At 59.0% G+C, this 15,365-nt stretch carries 15 protein-coding genes and 4 tRNA genes; 5 read left to right on the top strand and 14 right to left on the bottom strand.

What is annotated here, in order from left to right; translation table 11 throughout:
- Positions 1-177: 177 nt before the first annotated feature.
- From nusG to WG938_RS01740, 7 genes are all read right to left on the bottom strand, one after another.
- Complete coding sequence (gene nusG, locus WG938_RS01770; protein WP_339976938.1) at positions 178-1,101, bottom strand: transcription termination/antitermination protein NusG; 924 nt, start codon at positions 1,099-1,101, stop codon at positions 178-180.
- Between the two features lie 186 nt (positions 1,102-1,287).
- Positions 1,288-1,650 carry a preprotein translocase subunit SecE gene (secE, locus tag WG938_RS01765; RefSeq protein WP_339976936.1) on the bottom strand — a complete coding sequence of 121 codons (363 nt, stop codon included), beginning with the start codon at positions 1,648-1,650 and terminating at the stop codon, positions 1,288-1,290.
- Positions 1,651-1,695: 45 nt separating this feature from the next.
- Positions 1,696-1,768, bottom strand: a tRNA-Trp gene (locus tag WG938_RS01760).
- A gap of 77 nt (positions 1,769-1,845) precedes the next feature.
- Positions 1,846-1,919, bottom strand: a tRNA-Met gene (locus tag WG938_RS01755).
- 32 nt (positions 1,920-1,951) lie between these two features.
- Positions 1,952-2,024: transfer RNA gene (locus tag WG938_RS01750), tRNA-Thr, on the bottom strand.
- Positions 2,025-2,305: 281 nt separating this feature from the next.
- Positions 2,306-2,388, bottom strand: a tRNA-Tyr gene (locus WG938_RS01745).
- A gap of 83 nt (positions 2,389-2,471) precedes the next feature.
- Complete coding sequence (locus WG938_RS01740) at positions 2,472-3,521, bottom strand: polyprenyl synthetase family protein (protein WP_339976934.1); 1,050 nt, start codon at positions 3,519-3,521, stop codon at positions 2,472-2,474.
- A 97-nt stretch (positions 3,522-3,618) separates the two neighbouring features.
- Here WG938_RS01740 and WG938_RS01735 point away from each other — a divergent pair, with 97 nt between their 5' ends.
- Complete coding sequence (locus WG938_RS01735; RefSeq protein ID WP_339976932.1) at positions 3,619-4,914, top strand: geranylgeranyl reductase family protein; 1,296 nt, start codon at positions 3,619-3,621, stop codon at positions 4,912-4,914.
- Positions 4,915-4,924: 10 nt separating this feature from the next.
- Here the strand turns inward: WG938_RS01735 and WG938_RS01730 are convergent, their stop codons facing one another.
- The 5 genes from WG938_RS01730 to WG938_RS01710 all read right to left on the bottom strand — a co-directional run bounded on the left by WG938_RS01730 (position 4,925) and on the right by WG938_RS01710 (position 10,113).
- Positions 4,925-5,629 carry a demethylmenaquinone methyltransferase gene (locus WG938_RS01730; protein ID WP_339976930.1) on the bottom strand — a complete coding sequence of 235 codons (705 nt, stop codon included), beginning with the start codon at positions 5,627-5,629 and terminating at the stop codon, positions 4,925-4,927.
- A 26-nt stretch (positions 5,630-5,655) separates the two neighbouring features.
- Entirely contained in the window at positions 5,656-6,810 is a 1,155-nt protein-coding gene (locus WG938_RS01725) for a glycosyltransferase family 4 protein (protein WP_339976928.1), read from the bottom strand.
- A gap of 11 nt (positions 6,811-6,821) precedes the next feature.
- Positions 6,822-7,157: a DUF3592 domain-containing protein gene (locus WG938_RS01720; RefSeq protein WP_445228168.1), complete on the bottom strand. Its 336-nt coding sequence runs from the start codon at positions 7,155-7,157 to the stop codon at positions 6,822-6,824.
- Between the two features lie 167 nt (positions 7,158-7,324).
- Positions 7,325-8,989: a 2-succinyl-5-enolpyruvyl-6-hydroxy-3-cyclohexene-1-carboxylic-acid synthase gene (menD, locus tag WG938_RS01715; RefSeq protein ID WP_445292888.1), complete on the bottom strand. Its 1,665-nt coding sequence runs from the start codon at positions 8,987-8,989 to the stop codon at positions 7,325-7,327.
- An 80-nt stretch (positions 8,990-9,069) separates the two neighbouring features.
- On the bottom strand, positions 9,070-10,113 hold the full coding sequence (locus tag WG938_RS01710; RefSeq protein ID WP_339976926.1) for an o-succinylbenzoate synthase: 1,044 nt from the start codon (positions 10,111-10,113) through the stop codon (positions 9,070-9,072).
- 42 nt (positions 10,114-10,155) lie between these two features.
- Here WG938_RS01710 and WG938_RS01705 point away from each other — a divergent pair, with 42 nt between their 5' ends.
- The gene (locus tag WG938_RS01705) at positions 10,156-11,112 is read left to right on the top strand and encodes a 1,4-dihydroxy-2-naphthoyl-CoA synthase (protein WP_339976924.1); all 957 of its coding nucleotides are present in this window, start codon (positions 10,156-10,158) and stop codon (positions 11,110-11,112) included.
- 58 nt (positions 11,113-11,170) lie between these two features.
- Here WG938_RS01705 and pdxY read toward each other — a convergent pair whose 3' ends face one another.
- On the bottom strand, positions 11,171-12,064 hold the full coding sequence (pdxY, locus tag WG938_RS01700; RefSeq protein ID WP_339976922.1) for a pyridoxal kinase PdxY: 894 nt from the start codon (positions 12,062-12,064) through the stop codon (positions 11,171-11,173).
- 94 nt (positions 12,065-12,158) lie between these two features.
- Here pdxY and WG938_RS01695 point away from each other — a divergent pair, with 94 nt between their 5' ends.
- From WG938_RS01695 to WG938_RS01685, 3 genes are all read left to right on the top strand, one after another.
- Complete coding sequence (locus tag WG938_RS01695) at positions 12,159-12,836, top strand: alpha-ketoglutarate-dependent dioxygenase AlkB family protein (RefSeq protein WP_339976920.1); 678 nt, start codon at positions 12,159-12,161, stop codon at positions 12,834-12,836.
- A gap of 89 nt (positions 12,837-12,925) precedes the next feature.
- On the top strand, positions 12,926-14,062 hold the full coding sequence (menE, locus tag WG938_RS01690) for an o-succinylbenzoate--CoA ligase (protein ID WP_445292872.1): 1,137 nt from the start codon (positions 12,926-12,928) through the stop codon (positions 14,060-14,062).
- 48 nt (positions 14,063-14,110) lie between these two features.
- Complete coding sequence (locus tag WG938_RS01685; protein ID WP_339976918.1) at positions 14,111-15,001, top strand: 1,4-dihydroxy-2-naphthoate polyprenyltransferase; 891 nt, start codon at positions 14,111-14,113, stop codon at positions 14,999-15,001.
- A gap of 37 nt (positions 15,002-15,038) precedes the next feature.
- Here the strand turns inward: WG938_RS01685 and WG938_RS01680 are convergent, their stop codons facing one another.
- On the bottom strand, positions 15,039-15,359 hold the full coding sequence (locus tag WG938_RS01680) for a DUF4229 domain-containing protein (protein ID WP_339976914.1): 321 nt from the start codon (positions 15,357-15,359) through the stop codon (positions 15,039-15,041).
- Between the last annotated feature and the right edge of the window lie 6 nt (positions 15,360-15,365).

Below are 15,365 nucleotides of genomic sequence, written 5' to 3'. Positions count from 1 at the left end.
CAACCCCGTCCGGATGCCACCTCGCGTACGAGCCTGGCCACCGGGGATAAGTTCAAATGAATGCGCGCCCTATACGAAAGCACACGCCGGGCTACGTTACCGCAGCACCAGGCGTGTGCCCAAATCGCTGATCACGCTTTACGACGATCGTCGTAAAGCAGTGTTCGAAGTGAAGGTTTAGGTGAGCTTTTCAACCTCGTCGACACCAAGCTCGACAGGAGTCTCACGGCCGAAGATAGAGACCAGAGCCTTCATGCGGCCGGTTGCTGAGTCGATCTCGGAAATGGTCGCAGCAACAGAAGCGAACGGGCCGGAAAGGATGGTGACGGACTCGCCGACCTCGTAATCGATGGACGTCTTAGCTTCTTCAGCCTTCGGAGCTGCAGCGACTGCGAGCTCACCGTCGGAATCTGCACCGTCGACGACGGCAGCGGTGACGGTTTCCTTCGGCATGAGGAACTTAGCGACTTCGCGGATCTTGACCTGGGTTGGGTGGCCCTCAGAACCAACGAAGGACGTCACACCAGGGGTATCGCGCACAACGGACCACGAAGGATCGTCCAGCTCCATACGAACGAGGACGTAGCCAGGAAGCAGCTTCTTCTTGACGATCTTCTTCTTGCCGTCCTTCCGCTCCTCCACTTCCTCGATTGGAACAACGACTTCGTGGATCTGCTCGTCGACGCCCATGGTCTGTGCGCGCATTTCCAGGTTGGTCTTCACCTTGTTCTCGTAACCCGAGTAGCACTGGATGATGTACCAGTTGCCAGGGCGACGCTTCAGCTCACGCTGGAACTCACGCAGACGACGACGGTACTCAGCTTCTGGGTCTACCTCGCCGGCTGGTGCTTCAGCAGCAGCGTCGGCTGCTGGCTCAGCCGGGGCATCAGCTGCAGCTGCCGGTTCGGTCGCCTCAGCTTCGTCGGCAGCTTCTACTGGAGCCTGCTCTGGCGCATCAGTGGTCGCTTCGGCGGCGTCGACGGCTTCGGTGGCCTCAGCAGCGTCGGCAGTTGGTTCTTCCTGTACTGCCTGCTCGTTCTGTGCCGCAGTCGCTTCTGCCTGAGCCTGAGCTTCAGCGAAGTAGTTGTTCTCGTCGTTCATTCGGTGTCTACCCTTCGGAAAACCTATTGTGTGTGCGTCTGACGCCCAGTCTAGGTTCGTCGAAAAATATTCGACGAACCTAACCTGATGCGCTCGGTGCAGACGCGAGGTGGAGCAAAGAATAATCCCGCCTACCGGCTTGCGGTGGCGGGATGTAAAGCATCTCTGTCGAAGTACTATACCCGACTAGCTTGAAAAGATTGAACGGACACCCAAACCAGCTAGTGTGTCGACGCCCCAAACCACCGTCACCATGAAGATCAGGAACAACAACACAACGATGGTGTACGTAACCATTTGACGACCAGTTGGCCAAATGACCTTGCGAAGCTCAGCAACAACCTGCTTGAGGAAAGTGATGGGATTCCGCGTCGACAGTTCGTCGGTTTCGGATGCACGCTTTGCCGGCTTCTTTGCAACAGCATTAGCGTTGGTAGCGGAGCGCTTACCAGTCGGAGCCTCGGTAGTAGATGGGCGGGCTGCACCAGTTGGACGGGCCGTTTCAAAGTTAAGGCCAGCGCCTGACTTGGTGTTCTTATCCTCGGCCACGATTCTCCTACGCAAAATTGGGGTCCACCGTTTAAAAGGGACTTGCAGGGGCGACAGGAATCGAACCTGCAACCTGCGGTTTTGGAGACCGCTGCTCTGCCAATTGAGCTACGCCCCTCTGTCGTTGAAAACTAACGACGGTTTCCCACCCTAGCACGACGACTAGTGCGAGTTGACGACCCGAGTGTTCGCCAGTAGCGATGGGGGGGATCGAACCCCCGACCTCACGATTATGAGTCGTGCGCTCTCACCATCTGAGCTACATCGCCCCGTTCTCTTTATGCACTACATAAAAGAACAGAGCCCCCTGACAGAATCGAACTGTCGACCTTTTCCTTACCATGGAAACGCTCTGCCGACTGAGCTAAGGGGGCATCAGCTTCTCGCGTTGCACTGCACCAAGATTGCAAGTTCCCAGTTCTGGAAACAAACGCTCTGTGCGCTGCGCTCCTTGCGAAGCCTTGGAAAGATTAACCCGAACTATCTAACGAACACAAATCCGCAGGACAGAACACATTTCGGCGACGGTTTTTAACGTCAAGATGGCATTGCCTCGGAGTGCGATTGCAGAATTCGGAGAACAACCGCGGAAGACAGCCCAAGAATAACCTCAAAAAGCAAAAGCGCCCGAGAAAATCTCGGACGCTTCTTTTTGTGCCAGATGATGGATTCGAACCAACGTAGGTAAAAACCGACGGATTTACAATCCGCTCCCTTTGGCCGCTCGGGCAATCTGGCGTGCACCTCAATGTGGTGCGATTGGAACTCTACACATTAACCAGCATTTGAGCCAAATCCGCTGGTCAAACCGTGATCAAGGTCTAGCCAACCCGGTCTACGGTGTATCTAGCGAGCATGCGCAACGCATCCTTGGCCGGAATCTCAGGCAAGTCGGCGATGGCAGCCTCGGCCTGCTGAACCAAATCGCGAACAACATCGAGTGCCTGCGCAGAACCGCTAGTTTTAGCGAGCAGCTCCAAGGCTTCGTCGACAAGTGCGTCGTCAGTCACAGGTCCCACGAGGATCTCACGCAAGCGTGCGCCGGCATCACTCTGCTCGCGCAATGCGTATAACACAGGCAGCGTGAATACGCCCTCTCGAAGATCCGTCCCCGGGGTCTTACCTGACTGCTCAGAGTTCGAAGAGATGTCGATAATGTCGTCGACAATTTGGAAGACCAGGCCAACGAGCTCGCCGTACTTGTGCAACGACTCGACGGTCTTCATGTCTGCACCTGCATGCAATGCGCCGAGATAACCAGCCGATGCGATGAGAACACCCGTCTTCTCTCGAATGACATCGAGGTAGTGCTCGATCTCGTCGGTACCTTCTGGGCAACCGATGGACTCTCGCATCTGACCTGTGACCAACTCACCGAAAGTCTGCGCGAAGTGCGCCACTGTTGGCGATCCGAGCCGCGACAACAAGCGTGATGCGGTGGCAAACAAGTAATCGCCAGCCAAGATGGCAACCGAATTCGACCATCGGGCATTCGCCGACTGGACGCCTCGACGCATGTCCGCTTCGTCCATGACATCGTCGTGGTACAAGGTTGCTAAGTGAGTCATCTCGACGACAGCCGCAGCCGTGATCACGTCTTCACTATCGGACTCAGGCCCGAACTGTGCAGCCATCATGGAGAACATCGGGCGGAATCGCTTTCCGCCTGCAGTTGCCAAATGACACACTCTTTCAACGAGGAACTCCTCGCCCAAGCTGAGCTCGTAATTCAGCAGTTCTTCGCTGCGGCGCATTCCTTCTGTGACGGCGTTTTCCAACGCCGGATCCGCCAAAGACACGCTGGCGACACTTGAGTCACCAGTGCGCTGAGTCTTTGGGGCGCCTGTGCTGGTGTTGTCACCAGTTCGCATTCGGGTCCTACCTTGCTCACGGATTTATAGAGTCTTTTCCTCAAAGCAACATACCGCAATAGCTTTTCAACTTCGGATTACGGTATAGCCTGAGGCAGTGTGTTCCTCTGCTTCGATTCCGCCACTTTCCGTTGATGTCCTTGTCGTAGGTGCCGGCCCAACAGGGGCCGCCGCAGCTATTCACGCAGTTGACGCTGGTTTCAGTGTACTTCTCGTGGACAGCCAAACGTTCCCCCGCGACAAGACTTGTGGCGACGGACTTACCCCCCGCGCAATTGCCGAGCTCGACCGACTTGGTCTGGCCGAAGGCGTTCTGGAGCGCACTCGAAACAACGGTCTGAAACTCCATGGATTCGGGGGCTCTATCACCGCACCATGGCCAGAAGGCCCCTTCCCCACTGCTGGTTCAGCTGTTCCGCGATTGCTTTTCGACGATCTCCTTGTCCAGCATGCCCGCTCTCTCGGCGCGACTGTGTGTGATGGTTTTGCTGTCTCATCGGTTACGCACGATGTGGGACGTGCCGTTTCGGGGGTAACCCTTCGCAGCTCAGAGGGCACCACGCATGAGGTGAAGGTTAGTTGGCTGCTCGTTGCAGACGGTGTGCGCAGCCCTGTTGGCAAGATGCTTGGGCGCACCTGGCACCGGGACAATGTGTTCGGGGTGGCAGCGAGGTCCTACTGCACGTCGTCAAGTGAAGACCCGGAAAAGACCCAGTGGATTCACTCTCACCTCGAACTGCGCGACGATGAAGGCACAGTTCACCCAGGGTACGGCTGGATTTTCCCACTTGGCGAGATCGACGGCGTGCAGCAGATGAACGTAGGTTGTGGCGCGTTGGCGACTTCAAAGCGTCCAGCGAAGGTGAATACGAAGAAGCTGCTGCGCCATTACGCGTCGCAAGTCAGCGAGGAGTGGCAGCTCGGTACCCCCACCAAGGTCACCTCTGCGCTTCTGCCCATGGGCGGGTCCGTCAGCCATGTCGCTGGCCCCAATTGGGCACTGCTTGGCGACGCCGCAGCACTGGTCAACCCCCTCAATGGCGAAGGTATCGACTACGGCATGGAAAGCTCGCGTCTTGCCGTTGAACTCATATCTTCGCTCGTGAACAACCGAGACGGGCTCACCTACGCGTGGCCAGCACTTCTGCGCCGGGAGTTCGGTGAGGGATTCTCTCTCGCCCGCCGGTTGGCAGAGTCGCTGACTCTTGACTGGTTCTTGCCGACGGTCGGTCCACTGACCATCGGTGCCCCATGGGGAAATTCCGTGATGGGCGTGGCTGCACGGCTCATGGGCAACCTTGTGACGGAGTCGGATCGCGATGTCGTCGCAAAGCTGTGGCGTGCAGCAGGAAAAGCATCGATTGCGGCGGATAGCCGTAAGCCATGGGCCTAGCCGAGGTCTCTTACGCAGGCTTGACTGCGGAGTGCAGAGCTGCAATGCCAAAGGTCAGGTTCTGCCAACCGCAGTGCTCCCAACCACTGTGGTTGATGGCGCGTGCGAGTTCTTCCTGGTGCGGCCATTCTCGAATGGACTCTGCTAGGTAGACGTACGCGTCTGGGTTGGACGACACCGCCTTTGCGATGCGAGGAAGCAAACGCATCAAGTACTCCTTGTAGACCGTAGAAAAGACCGGCACAACCGGCGTGGAAAACTCGCACACAGTAATCCGACCGCCAGGCTTGGTGACACGAGCCATTTCGCGTAGACCAGCCTTGAAATCCACGATGTTGCGGAGCCCGAAACTAATGGTCACGGCATCAAAAGTTTCATCTGGGAATGGCAGATTCATGCCATCACCGCAGACCTTTGGCACATCACGATGAGCACCGGCCTTCAGCATGCCCCGGGAGAAGTCACATGCAATGACTTCAGCACCGGACTTAGCCAACTCGACCGTCGATACCGCAGTGCCTGCTGCGAGATCCAAGCACAACTCGCCCGGGGCGAGGTTAAGGCGCCGAGTCGTGGCCTTACGCCACTGGGCGTCAATGCCCGCTGACAGCACGGTATTAGTGATGTCATAGTTCTTGCCAACCCCATCGAACATTGAAGCCACATCGATGGGGTTCTTGGTTAAATCAGCGCGTACGTTCTCTGCCTTTGACACACGGCCAGATTACGCGACCGCGTGGACTACGCCACCGAGTGGTGCTCGCGACCGTGTGCCGGAACCCCACTGATTTCTGCATAGTGGTTGACCAGGTCGCTGCACAGTGCGTGCCAGGTGCGGGTGCGGATGGTGTCGCGGCAGACATTTCGCAGCGCAGCAGACTTCGCTGGATCCTCTGGGAAAGTGAACTCGTTGACAGCATCCAGGAGCTCGTCCGTGAACGATGCTGGGTTGAGCAGACGTCCATTGACCCCGTTGGTGATGAGGTCCTTCGGGCCACCTGCGTTCGGCGCGATCGCCGGTACACCCGATGCGTGGGCTTCCTGCACTGCCTGGCAGAACGTCTCGAAATCACCGGTGTGCACGAACACATCCAAGCTGGCGTAAGCCTGTGCCAGTTCATCACCAGTGAGCTGTCCGGTGAAGATCGCATCTGGCATGAGCTCTTCGAGTCGCTTGCGCTCCGGGCCATCGCCAACAACGACCAACTGAATATCATCGCGACCGGAAAGAACTGCAAGACGCTCTACCGACTTCTCTGCAGCGAGGCGCCCCACGTAACCAACAATGCGCTTGCCCTGCGGGCTCCAGAACTTGCGCACAGTGTGCGAACGCTTCGCAGGAGTGAAACGCTGCGCATCGACGCCACGACCCCAACGGTGGATATCACGAATGCGGTGCATGGTGAGGTCCTGGATCGTCGGCGTCGTTGGAGCCAAGGTTCGAGCGCAGGAATTGTGAATCACTCGAGTCCACGACCACGCTGCAGCGGACAAACCAGCGAGCTTGTAGTTATTGGCAAAACCAGCGACATCGGTTTGGTACACAGCAATAGCTGGGATCCCCAGAGCCTTCGCAGTAAACGCACCAGCTGCACCCAACACGAACGGGGAGGCAAGGTGAACAACATCTGGCTTGAACTTGGCCAGTACCGCCGCAACGCGGCCATGAGGAACACCGATGGGCAGGGAGTCGATCAACGGCATCATCACCGTTGGTACTCGCTCGATGCGGTAACCACAGTAGAACTCGACTTCTTCCTCGAAGTCGCGTGCACCTGGAGCAATAACGATAGCTTCGTGCCCTTCAGCACGTAAGTGCTCCAACACCCTCAGAACCGAGTTAGTGACTCCATTGATGTTCGGAAGGAAGCTCTCTGCCACAATCGCTACTCGCATACCCACTAGGGTCACACTCCGACTAAACCTTCTGGTGGCGCCTGGGTTGAATCTTGGGAATTTTCAAGTAAACGATTGGTTGCGCGAACCGTCAGCCACCACAACGGAATTGCAATGACCAATCCAACCACCAAGATACTCAATGCCGGAATGATTGACAGCGTCCATCGCCGCCCTTCGACGCGCACAGTTTCTGGATTTTCCCGGTCGTACTCAACCCGCACCCGCTGCCCTTGTTCAAGCCCCACGGGGTACAACAAACCATTCACTGGCGAGCGGTATTCCCCCTCTTCATCGACAAAATCCACCGCAGTACGCAGCGTGCTCGTATGCCGAACGGTGGCCACGGCCTCTCCCCGATTCGACTCGATGGCACGATCTGCGGACCAGCATCCGAACACTAGTCCCACGCATGTGACGAAAAGACAGATCATCACAAACATGAGGAGCTGCCGGGCTCTCCTCGGCCAACCTTGGAACTTTCCGTTCACTGCGTGTTCCACCTCGCTTCTACTTAACGTAGCTCCGCTTTCGCGTACAGCTTTTCATGAACGTCACGACGACTACCTCGGGCCGTCACTGCCTCGATAACGCGGATGCCGTCGACATCCGTGTCTGGATGCAACTGCTGAAGTAGATCCGGTAGCTCGCGGACGAGAACGTACTGCGCGCCATAGGCCTCACACAGTGCACCCAAATCTACATCCTGAGCAGTGCCGAAAATGCGCTCGAAACCGCTACGCAGATCTGGCGCACCAGCTTCGAGAGTCTCAAAGATGCCGCCTCCAGTGTCATTAGCGACGACGATGGTGAGGTTGGCAGGGCGTGGCTCGTCAGGGCCAATCGACAATGCCCCAGCATCGTGCAGGAACGTAAGATCGCCCATCAACGCCAAGGTGCGTGGCGGACGAATTTCCTCTGAGTTCGCGCGATCACGCGCCAGGGCGATGCCGATGGCCGTCGCAACGGTTCCGTCGATGCCTGCGGCACCACGACCTGCGTACACATCCACACCCGGGAATGGCAACCCTGCCCAGGAAGCGTCGCGGACAGAATTCGATGCTCCGAGAACCAGCAGGTCGCCGGTACGCAAACTATCGGTCATGGCTGCAGCGACGTGTAATCCGGTGAGCTCGTCAGTGGTTTCCTGAAGAGTCTCCCGTACCGCCTTCACTCCTAGCTCGGATGCGGCTTCGCAGACCTTAAGCCACTGCTCGGCACATTCTCCGGTCGTTTCGACGCCACGAACGACACGACGAGCATTCGCCGTCACATCTGGGTAGTCCGTATCCGACGCAACAACAGTGACGTCGATGTCGGGGTTCGCCAGCAACTTTGCTACTCCACGATGCAGAGTCGGACGCCCCAACACCACGATGTGTTCCGGCAGAATCTGCGCAAACGCCCCAGCGGCTAACGGATGCACAGGAAACTCCGGCGCGAATGTGGACGGCTCAGCGATGGTCGGGACGTCGTAAAGCGCAGGGTGTGCCACTGCCCCGCTTCCGGCAATCACCAAGGTTCGGCGGGACAGATCCAGCTTTGCGACGGACTCATGCCCGGCTACAACCTGGCGCAAATGGGAAATATCCGTCCAAGGTGCCCCATGGGGACGGCCTTCCGGAATGGTTGGTTCTTCGTCGACTTGCGGCACCAGTGGTTCGACAAAACGGACGTTGAGATGCACCGCACCACCGCGGGTATCACGCACGCGCCCAGAGTTGTGTGCCCCGTTGTAGCCAGCGCTCGCCGTTGCTGTGGCAACCAGCCGGTCGATACGTGCACGGATAACCGCAGCAGAAGACTGGGTCACTTCTGCGGTGCCATCTAAGTCAAACTCGGCGACAGAAGCTTTGGCGAATAGTTGGGCTTGATCAATCGTTTGGTTAGCCCCAGTGCCCTGGTACGACGACGGCCGGTCTGCTGTGAGAGCCAGCAATGGAATGTTGGAGTACGTTGCTTCAACCATCGCGGGAGTCAGGTTCGCCACGGCCGTTCCGGAGGTAGTGACGATTGGCGTAATGCGTCGCGTCTGCGCTGCCAGCCCGAGGGCGAGGAAGGCTGCTGAGCGTTCGTCGATACGCACGTGCAGACGGATGCGACCGGCATTGCTCGCAGCCAGGAGCGCGCGTGAGAGTGGGGCCGAACGGGAGCCCGGGCACACGACAGCTTCACGCATGCCACAGCGAATGAGTTCGTCGACGATGACACCGGCAGTGACGGCTGCCGGAGACTTCACGCTATCCATGGGAGATTCGTTCACGCGTTCCAGGCTAGTTGGAGGCGGTTGAACCACCAATCACGACGTGACGATTCGACAGCAAATTCTGCCAACCGTGCTGGATCGGGCACGACAGGGGCGACATCGAGATGACCGTCCACGATGCGTCGGGGCTCCGTGACATCGTGGACGAACAGAGAGCCCGTGGCTAGCCCTGCGGCATGTGGTTCACCGTCAGTCGCGGGGATTGCAGCCGCCGCTGCGATGCCTGCTCCCATGCCCACTGCTGATTCCAGGGCCGATGACACGGTCACTGGAACGCTGTACTCCGCGATGTGGTTGGCTACGTTGACCACACTGCTTGGCCCACCCAGCGGCGCAGCCTTGACGACGGCCACGTCACACGCCCCTGCCCGAACCACAGCCATTGGGTCGGAGGCCTTTCGGATGAGTTCATCAGCTGCGATCCGAACCGGGGTGCTGCTATCGATGCCCAAGCCGCGTTCCTGCAGCCCGGCGCGCACTGCAGCCAACTCATCAATGGTCTGACACGGCTGCTCCACGTAATCAATCGGCCCGGTGTCTGCGAGAGCAGTAATTGCGATCAGTGCTTCATCAACGGACCAACCACCGTTCGCGTCGACGCGGAGGGCGACGTCGATCCCCTGGCTCTCGAACCAGTGACGGACATGACGGACGCGGGCGACGTCGTGAAGCAAACTCTGACCGCGTTCAGCGACCTTGACCTTGACTGTGCGACACCCCGGATAGCGTTCGAGCAGGAGAGGAACTGTGTCAGGATTGGCTTCGACATCAACAGCCGGAACAGTGGCGTTGACGGCAACGCGATCACGCAGCGGCGCTGGGGCGCCATGAAAACCCATTTCGAGGGCACAGTCCAGCCAGCGCTTAGCTTCCGCCGGTTCGTATTCTGGGAATGGCGACCATTCAGCCCACCCGGCGGGGCCGTCGAAAAGCATGAGCTCTCGAGTATTGATGCCACGGAACGTCACCCGCATGGGCAGCGCTACGACGTGAGCGCGATCCAGGATGTCATCGGGCTGAAGGCGAAGGTCGGTCATGCCTCCATTTGTAGCCAGAAGTTTGAACTACCGTTAGGAACTATGACGTACAGCACCGATAATCCATTCAAGGCCGACCAGTGGGCGACCGTCCCTGGTTTCGAGGATCTCACTGACCTCACGTACCACCGCCACACCGGCGAGGGCCGCACGCACGGCATTGTTCGTGTCGCATTCGATCGTCCTGAGGTTCGCAATGCGTTCCGCCCGCATACCGTCGATGAGCTGTACCGCGTCCTTGACCACGCGCGTCGCACCCCAGACGTTGGCGTTATCCTGCTGACCGGCAACGGGCCATCCGAAAAGGACGGTGGCTGGGCATTCTGCTCTGGTGGCGATCAGCGTATTCGTGGTCGTTCCGGCTACCAGTATGCGACCGAGCACAAGCATGACGACGCCGTCGCTGATGCATCGACTGTCGACGAAGCACGAGTGAAGGTCGAGGGTGGTCGCCTCCACATTTTGGAAGTGCAGCGCCTTATCCGCACGATGCCGAAGATCGTTATCGCCGTGGTGAACGGTTGGGCAGCTGGTGGCGGACACTCGCTGCATGTGGTGTGTGACTTGACGATTGCATCTCGTCAGGAAGCCCGTTTCAAGCAGACCGATGCCGATGTGGGATCGTTCGACGCTGGTTATGGCTCTGCCTACTTGGCAAAGCAGGTCGGCCAGAAGTTTGCTCGCGAGATCTTCTTCTTGGGTCGTGCGTACGACGCAGAAACCATGCAGCGCATGGGTGCCGTCAACGAGGTCGCTGACCATGGCGAGCTGGAAGATGTTGCGGTGCAGTGGGCACGCGAAATCAACGGCAAGTCTCCAACTGCTCAGCGCATGTTGAAGTTCGCGTTCAATCTGACTGACGACGGACTCATGGGCCAGCAGGTATTCGCAGGCGAAGCCACCCGCTTGGCGTACATGACCGACGAGGCCGTGGAAGGTAAGGAAGCCTTCTTGGAGAAGCGCGACCCGAACTGGGACGAATTCCCGTTCTACTACTAGGGATCAGTTTCGCCCCGGGCAGGTGTTCCTGCTTCCGGGGCGATCGTCGTAAAGCGAACTAAGCGATCTTCGTAACTTCGAAGCGCTGACCTGGGTTGACGTAGGCGTCCTGCGCCTTGATGAGCTCCAGCTCGGTGGATTCGGACTCGTAGGTGACCTTCAGCAGCTCGTAGACGCTGGCTGCGGTGTTGCCGAGCGCCTCAGAGAGATCGCCGTCAATGCCGTCTCCATGAACCAGGTTGCCGGCGAACAAGGCGGCGGTCACGTCGCCAGAGCCGTTGCGCTTGAACGGCAGGTACGGGGTGGCGACGAGCCATGCGCCCGAGCTGTTGACGGCCAACATCTCGATGGTGTTCTCCGGGCGATCTGGGCGCAGCACGCTAGTCACGAGCACGGTCTCGGGCCCCATCTCACGGGCTGCGTGGGCTGCAGCGATAGTGGATTCAAGGTCACCTACCTCGCGGCCAGTCAGGTACCCCAGCTCGAACTGGTTCGGGGTGATGACATCTGCGACCGGAACAACCTTGTCGCGCAGCAGTGGCGGAATGTCGTCGGCGACATGGCAGCCACTCTTAGCGTTACCCATTACTGGGTCGCAGGAGTAGATCGCCTGCGGATTGTGCTGCTTCACCAAAGCAACCGCGTCGACAATAGCGCCAGCGATGTCACTTCCCCCCTGGTAACCAGAAATGACAGCGTCGACGTCGCCAAGCTTGCCCAGTTCATCGATGCCTTGGATGACGGCGCTCACGTCGGAGGCAGGAATCAGCGGGCCGCGCCACTTTCCGTAACCAGTGTGGTTGGAAAATGCAACGGTGTGGACCGGCCAAACTTCGAAGCCCGCGCGCTGCAGTGGGAATACTGCAGCAGAGTTGCCGACGTGGCCGAAGCTCACGTGCGACTGGATAGACAGGATCGCGGGGAGTTTGGTTGCGGTACTGGTTTCGTTCATGCATCTATTGTGCACCGCGGGTAGGCGAAAACTATATTCGCGCCTGACTTGTGCCCGGCTTGGAAGGTTTGGTCCCTCCCCTACACTGAGCCACATGCTTTTCGGTGAACTTCCCCGCGATGACTCCCTCATTACTCCGGGAGTCGTCCACCTGCCGAACTGGCTACCACTCGAACAGCAGGCGAGCATTGTTTCCCAGTTGCGCGAGATTGCGCGGGAACTCGTCGGCACGCCTCTGGCAATGGCCCGCCCGCAGCTCAAAAGCGGTGATATGCAGGTTTTTATGCTTCATCTCGGACGCATGTGGGTGACCCGCCCGTACCGCTACGTCACTCATGTGTCCGGCCACCGGGTTCCGCCGATTCCCGACAATCTTGTAGAGCTGTCCCGTTCCGCGCTTGCTGCTGCTTCGCTTTACGACGACTCACTTGCCCAAGCCACATCCTCTTTCCGACCGGACATGGCCCTAGTGAACTACTACCCGCCCGGCGCGACGATGGGTCTGCATCAAGATCGCAATGAGGCCTCACCAGCGCCGATTGTGTCCTTGTCTATTGGAGACGAAGCCCTGTTCCGTATCGGTGGCACCGAGAATCGGAACAGGCCGTGGGATGATGTGACGCTCGCTAGTGGCGACGTCATTGTTTTTGGCGGGCCGAAGCGTTTGGCTTTCCATGGCGTTCCCAAAACTCGGCCGGGCACGCTGCCCGAGGGCTGCGGTCTTGCCGAGGGGCGGATCAACATCACATTTCGGCAGGTGGATGTTACGTAAGACGATGGCGAAAGATTTCCAGAAGGAAGGCCGTGTCTACTGACTCACTCCACCACCGATCTCACTCCCACCAACTACACTCCTACCTCGTGTCCATGCTTCGTGTTCTCGCGGTCGACCCCCACCATCCGGCAGCTATTCTGCCCGATCTGGAAGCGGCTCTCGCTGGCCAATCGTCGCTGCTGCCCGTTCCGCTTCACGACGCCGCCCGCTCTTCCATCCTCCGCGCCTCCCAACGCGCTGGCGAGGCTATTGATCCTTCGATTGCCCTGGTCGTCGGCACATCCGGTTCGACAGGCACTCCCAAAGGCGCGCAGCTGACGCCGGGCAATCTGATCAGCTCGGGCGAGGCCACGCACCAGTACTTGGGTGGCGCGGGCCAGTGGCTGCTCGCCATGCCTGCGCATCACATTGCTGGTTTGCAGGTGCTGCTGCGTTCGCTCATCGCGGGCACGACCCCGGTATTCGTTGATGTCACCGACGGTTTCGACGTCACCGCCTTCGCCACCAGCACCGCGCAGCTATCCAGCAACCGCGCCTACACTTCGTTGGTTCCGCTCCAGCTGGCCAAAGCCATGGATGACCCGCGTGGCATCGAGGCTCTGCAGCGTTTCGATGCCATCCTCGTCGGCGGTGCGGCCCTCAACCCGCAGCTCGCCGACCGGGCACGCAAGGCAGGCATCAACATCGTCACCACCTACGGATCCTCCGAAACCGCCGGCGGCTGCGTCTACAACGGCGAGCCCATCCCGGGCGCACAGGTCGATATCCGCGACGGTCGCGTCCACCTCGGCGGCCCCATGATCGCGCACGGCTACCGCAACGCCCCCGATCACGAAGCATTTGCAACACCTGGCTGGTTCGCTACCTCCGACGGCGGCACGCTTATCGACGGTCGCCTCCACATCACCGGCCGCCTCGACACGATCATCGACTCCGGTGGCCTGAAACTCCACCCCGAAGTCGTCGAGCACGTACTCCTCGCCATCCCCGGTGTCACTGGTGCATGCGTGGTGGGTATTCCGCATCCACGACTTGGCCACGCCATCGTCGCAGCCTATGAAGGCTCTGCGACCATCGGCGACATCATGGACGGTCTCGACGATGCCGAAGAAGCAGGCCAGCTTGCCCACTGGCAGTTCCCGAAGGACATCAAGCAAGTAACCGCACTCCCCCTTATCGGTCCGGGAAAGATTGACCGTCGGGGCGTCGTGAAGCTCTTTTAAGCTCCGCTCGCAGCGAGACTGATGGGGGCGGGTCCTATGATGGACTCCATGTCTACAGCCTCGAACACCGCAACATTCGCCGATTGGTTAGAAGGAGCCCGCCCCCACACGTGGGCGAATGCTTTCTCCCCAGTGGTGGTTGGTGTGGGTGCGGCCGCCTCGTACGGCGAGGTGTCGTGGCTCCGTGCTGGATTGGCACTGATTGTGGCGTGGGCGCTGATTGTGGGCGTGAACTATGCCAACGACTATTCTGACGGTATTCGTGGCACCGATGAAGACCGCTCGGGACCGCTACGGCTGACCGGCTCCGGGCTGGCTGCGCCAAAATCCGTGAAGTACGCGGCGTTCGCGAGCTTCGCAGTTGCGGGTTTGGCTGGGCTTGCGTTGGCAGTATTGAGCGCCTGGTGGCTCGTTGTCGTGGGTCTGGTGTGCATCGCGGGTGCGTGGTTCTACACCGGTGGCAAGAACCCGTATGGGTACCGCGGGCTTGGCGAGGTAGCCGTCTTCATCTTCTTCGGACTCGTCGCAGTGCTGGGTACTGAATTCACCCAAACTGGTCGCATCAGTTGGGTCGGTGTGGTGGGAGCCATCGCGATTGGCTCGATGTCCTCGTCGGTGAACCTCGCAAATAATCTGCGTGACATTCCTACCGACTCCGAAGCCGGCAAGATCACCCTTGCGGTTCGACTTGGCGACGACAACACCCGCGTACTCTGGCTCATCTTGGCGACGCTGCCGCTGGTCGCATCCATCGTACTGATGGCACAAAGCCTACTCACGGTACTGGGCCTTGTGGTTGCTCCCCTGCTTCTCGCAGCTGCGAAGCCAGTTCGCGCTGGAGCGATGGGTAAAGAATTGATTCCGGTTCTTGGGCTCACCGGCCGAGCCATGCTCGTGTGGGCGGTCATTACCGCCGCAACACTGGCAGCTGGGGTGTAGGAACTACAGCAGCGCCGTAGCTACAGCAGCGTAGTAACTACAGGTTCTCGCGCTCTGCGAGTTCCTTGCGCATGTATTCCTTGTGCTCACGGCGCTGCTGCGTCCACTCCGCGACAGCTTCATTAGCCCCCTGACGTAGACCTGGGAAGGCGAACACCGACAGGGGCATCGCGATGATCAACGCCAGCACGGCCGTAATAGCTGCTGGAACTTGAACCTGCATCAGATACATCACGACCAGCAGAACAAAGAACAAGCCAAGGAACAGCGCCAGGCGCGCCAACCCATATAGGGACAGCTTTTTGAAAGCCTTACCCCGGCTTGCGTTAGGGTTCGTTGACTCCATTGCATCACTCACAATGCC

Origin of the sequence: Corynebacterium sp. H113, assembly GCF_037572315.1 — a bacterium.
Taxonomy (GTDB): Bacteria; Actinomycetota; Actinomycetes; order Mycobacteriales; family Mycobacteriaceae; genus Corynebacterium.
This window is presented reverse-complemented; position numbering and strand designations above follow the sequence as displayed.

Bases quoted from the DNA above. Each gene is read 5' to 3' on its own strand.
- nusG (WP_339976938.1), bottom strand. From the start codon at position 1,101: ATGAACGACGAGAACAACTACTTCGCTGAAGCTCAGGCTCAGGCAGAA.
- WG938_RS01740 (WP_339976934.1), bottom strand. From the start codon at position 3,521: ATGCGAACTGGTGACAACACCAGCACAGGCGCCCCAAAGACTCAGCGC.
- WG938_RS01725 (WP_339976928.1), bottom strand. From the start codon at position 6,810: ATGCGAGTAGCGATTGTGGCAGAGAGCTTCCTTCCGAACATCAATGGA.
- menD (WP_445292888.1), bottom strand. From the start codon at position 8,989: ATGCGTGAAGCTGTCGTGTGCCCGGGCTCCCGTTCGGCCCCACTCTCA.
- WG938_RS01710 (WP_339976926.1), bottom strand. From the start codon at position 10,113: ATGACCGACCTTCGCCTTCAGCCCGATGACATCCTGGATCGCGCTCAC.
- WG938_RS01705 (WP_339976924.1), top strand. From the start codon at position 10,156: ATGACGTACAGCACCGATAATCCATTCAAGGCCGACCAGTGGGCGACC.
- pdxY (WP_339976922.1), bottom strand. From the start codon at position 12,064: ATGAACGAAACCAGTACCGCAACCAAACTCCCCGCGATCCTGTCTATC.
- WG938_RS01695 (WP_339976920.1), top strand. From the start codon at position 12,159: ATGCTTTTCGGTGAACTTCCCCGCGATGACTCCCTCATTACTCCGGGA.
- WG938_RS01685 (WP_339976918.1), top strand. From the start codon at position 14,111: ATGTCTACAGCCTCGAACACCGCAACATTCGCCGATTGGTTAGAAGGA.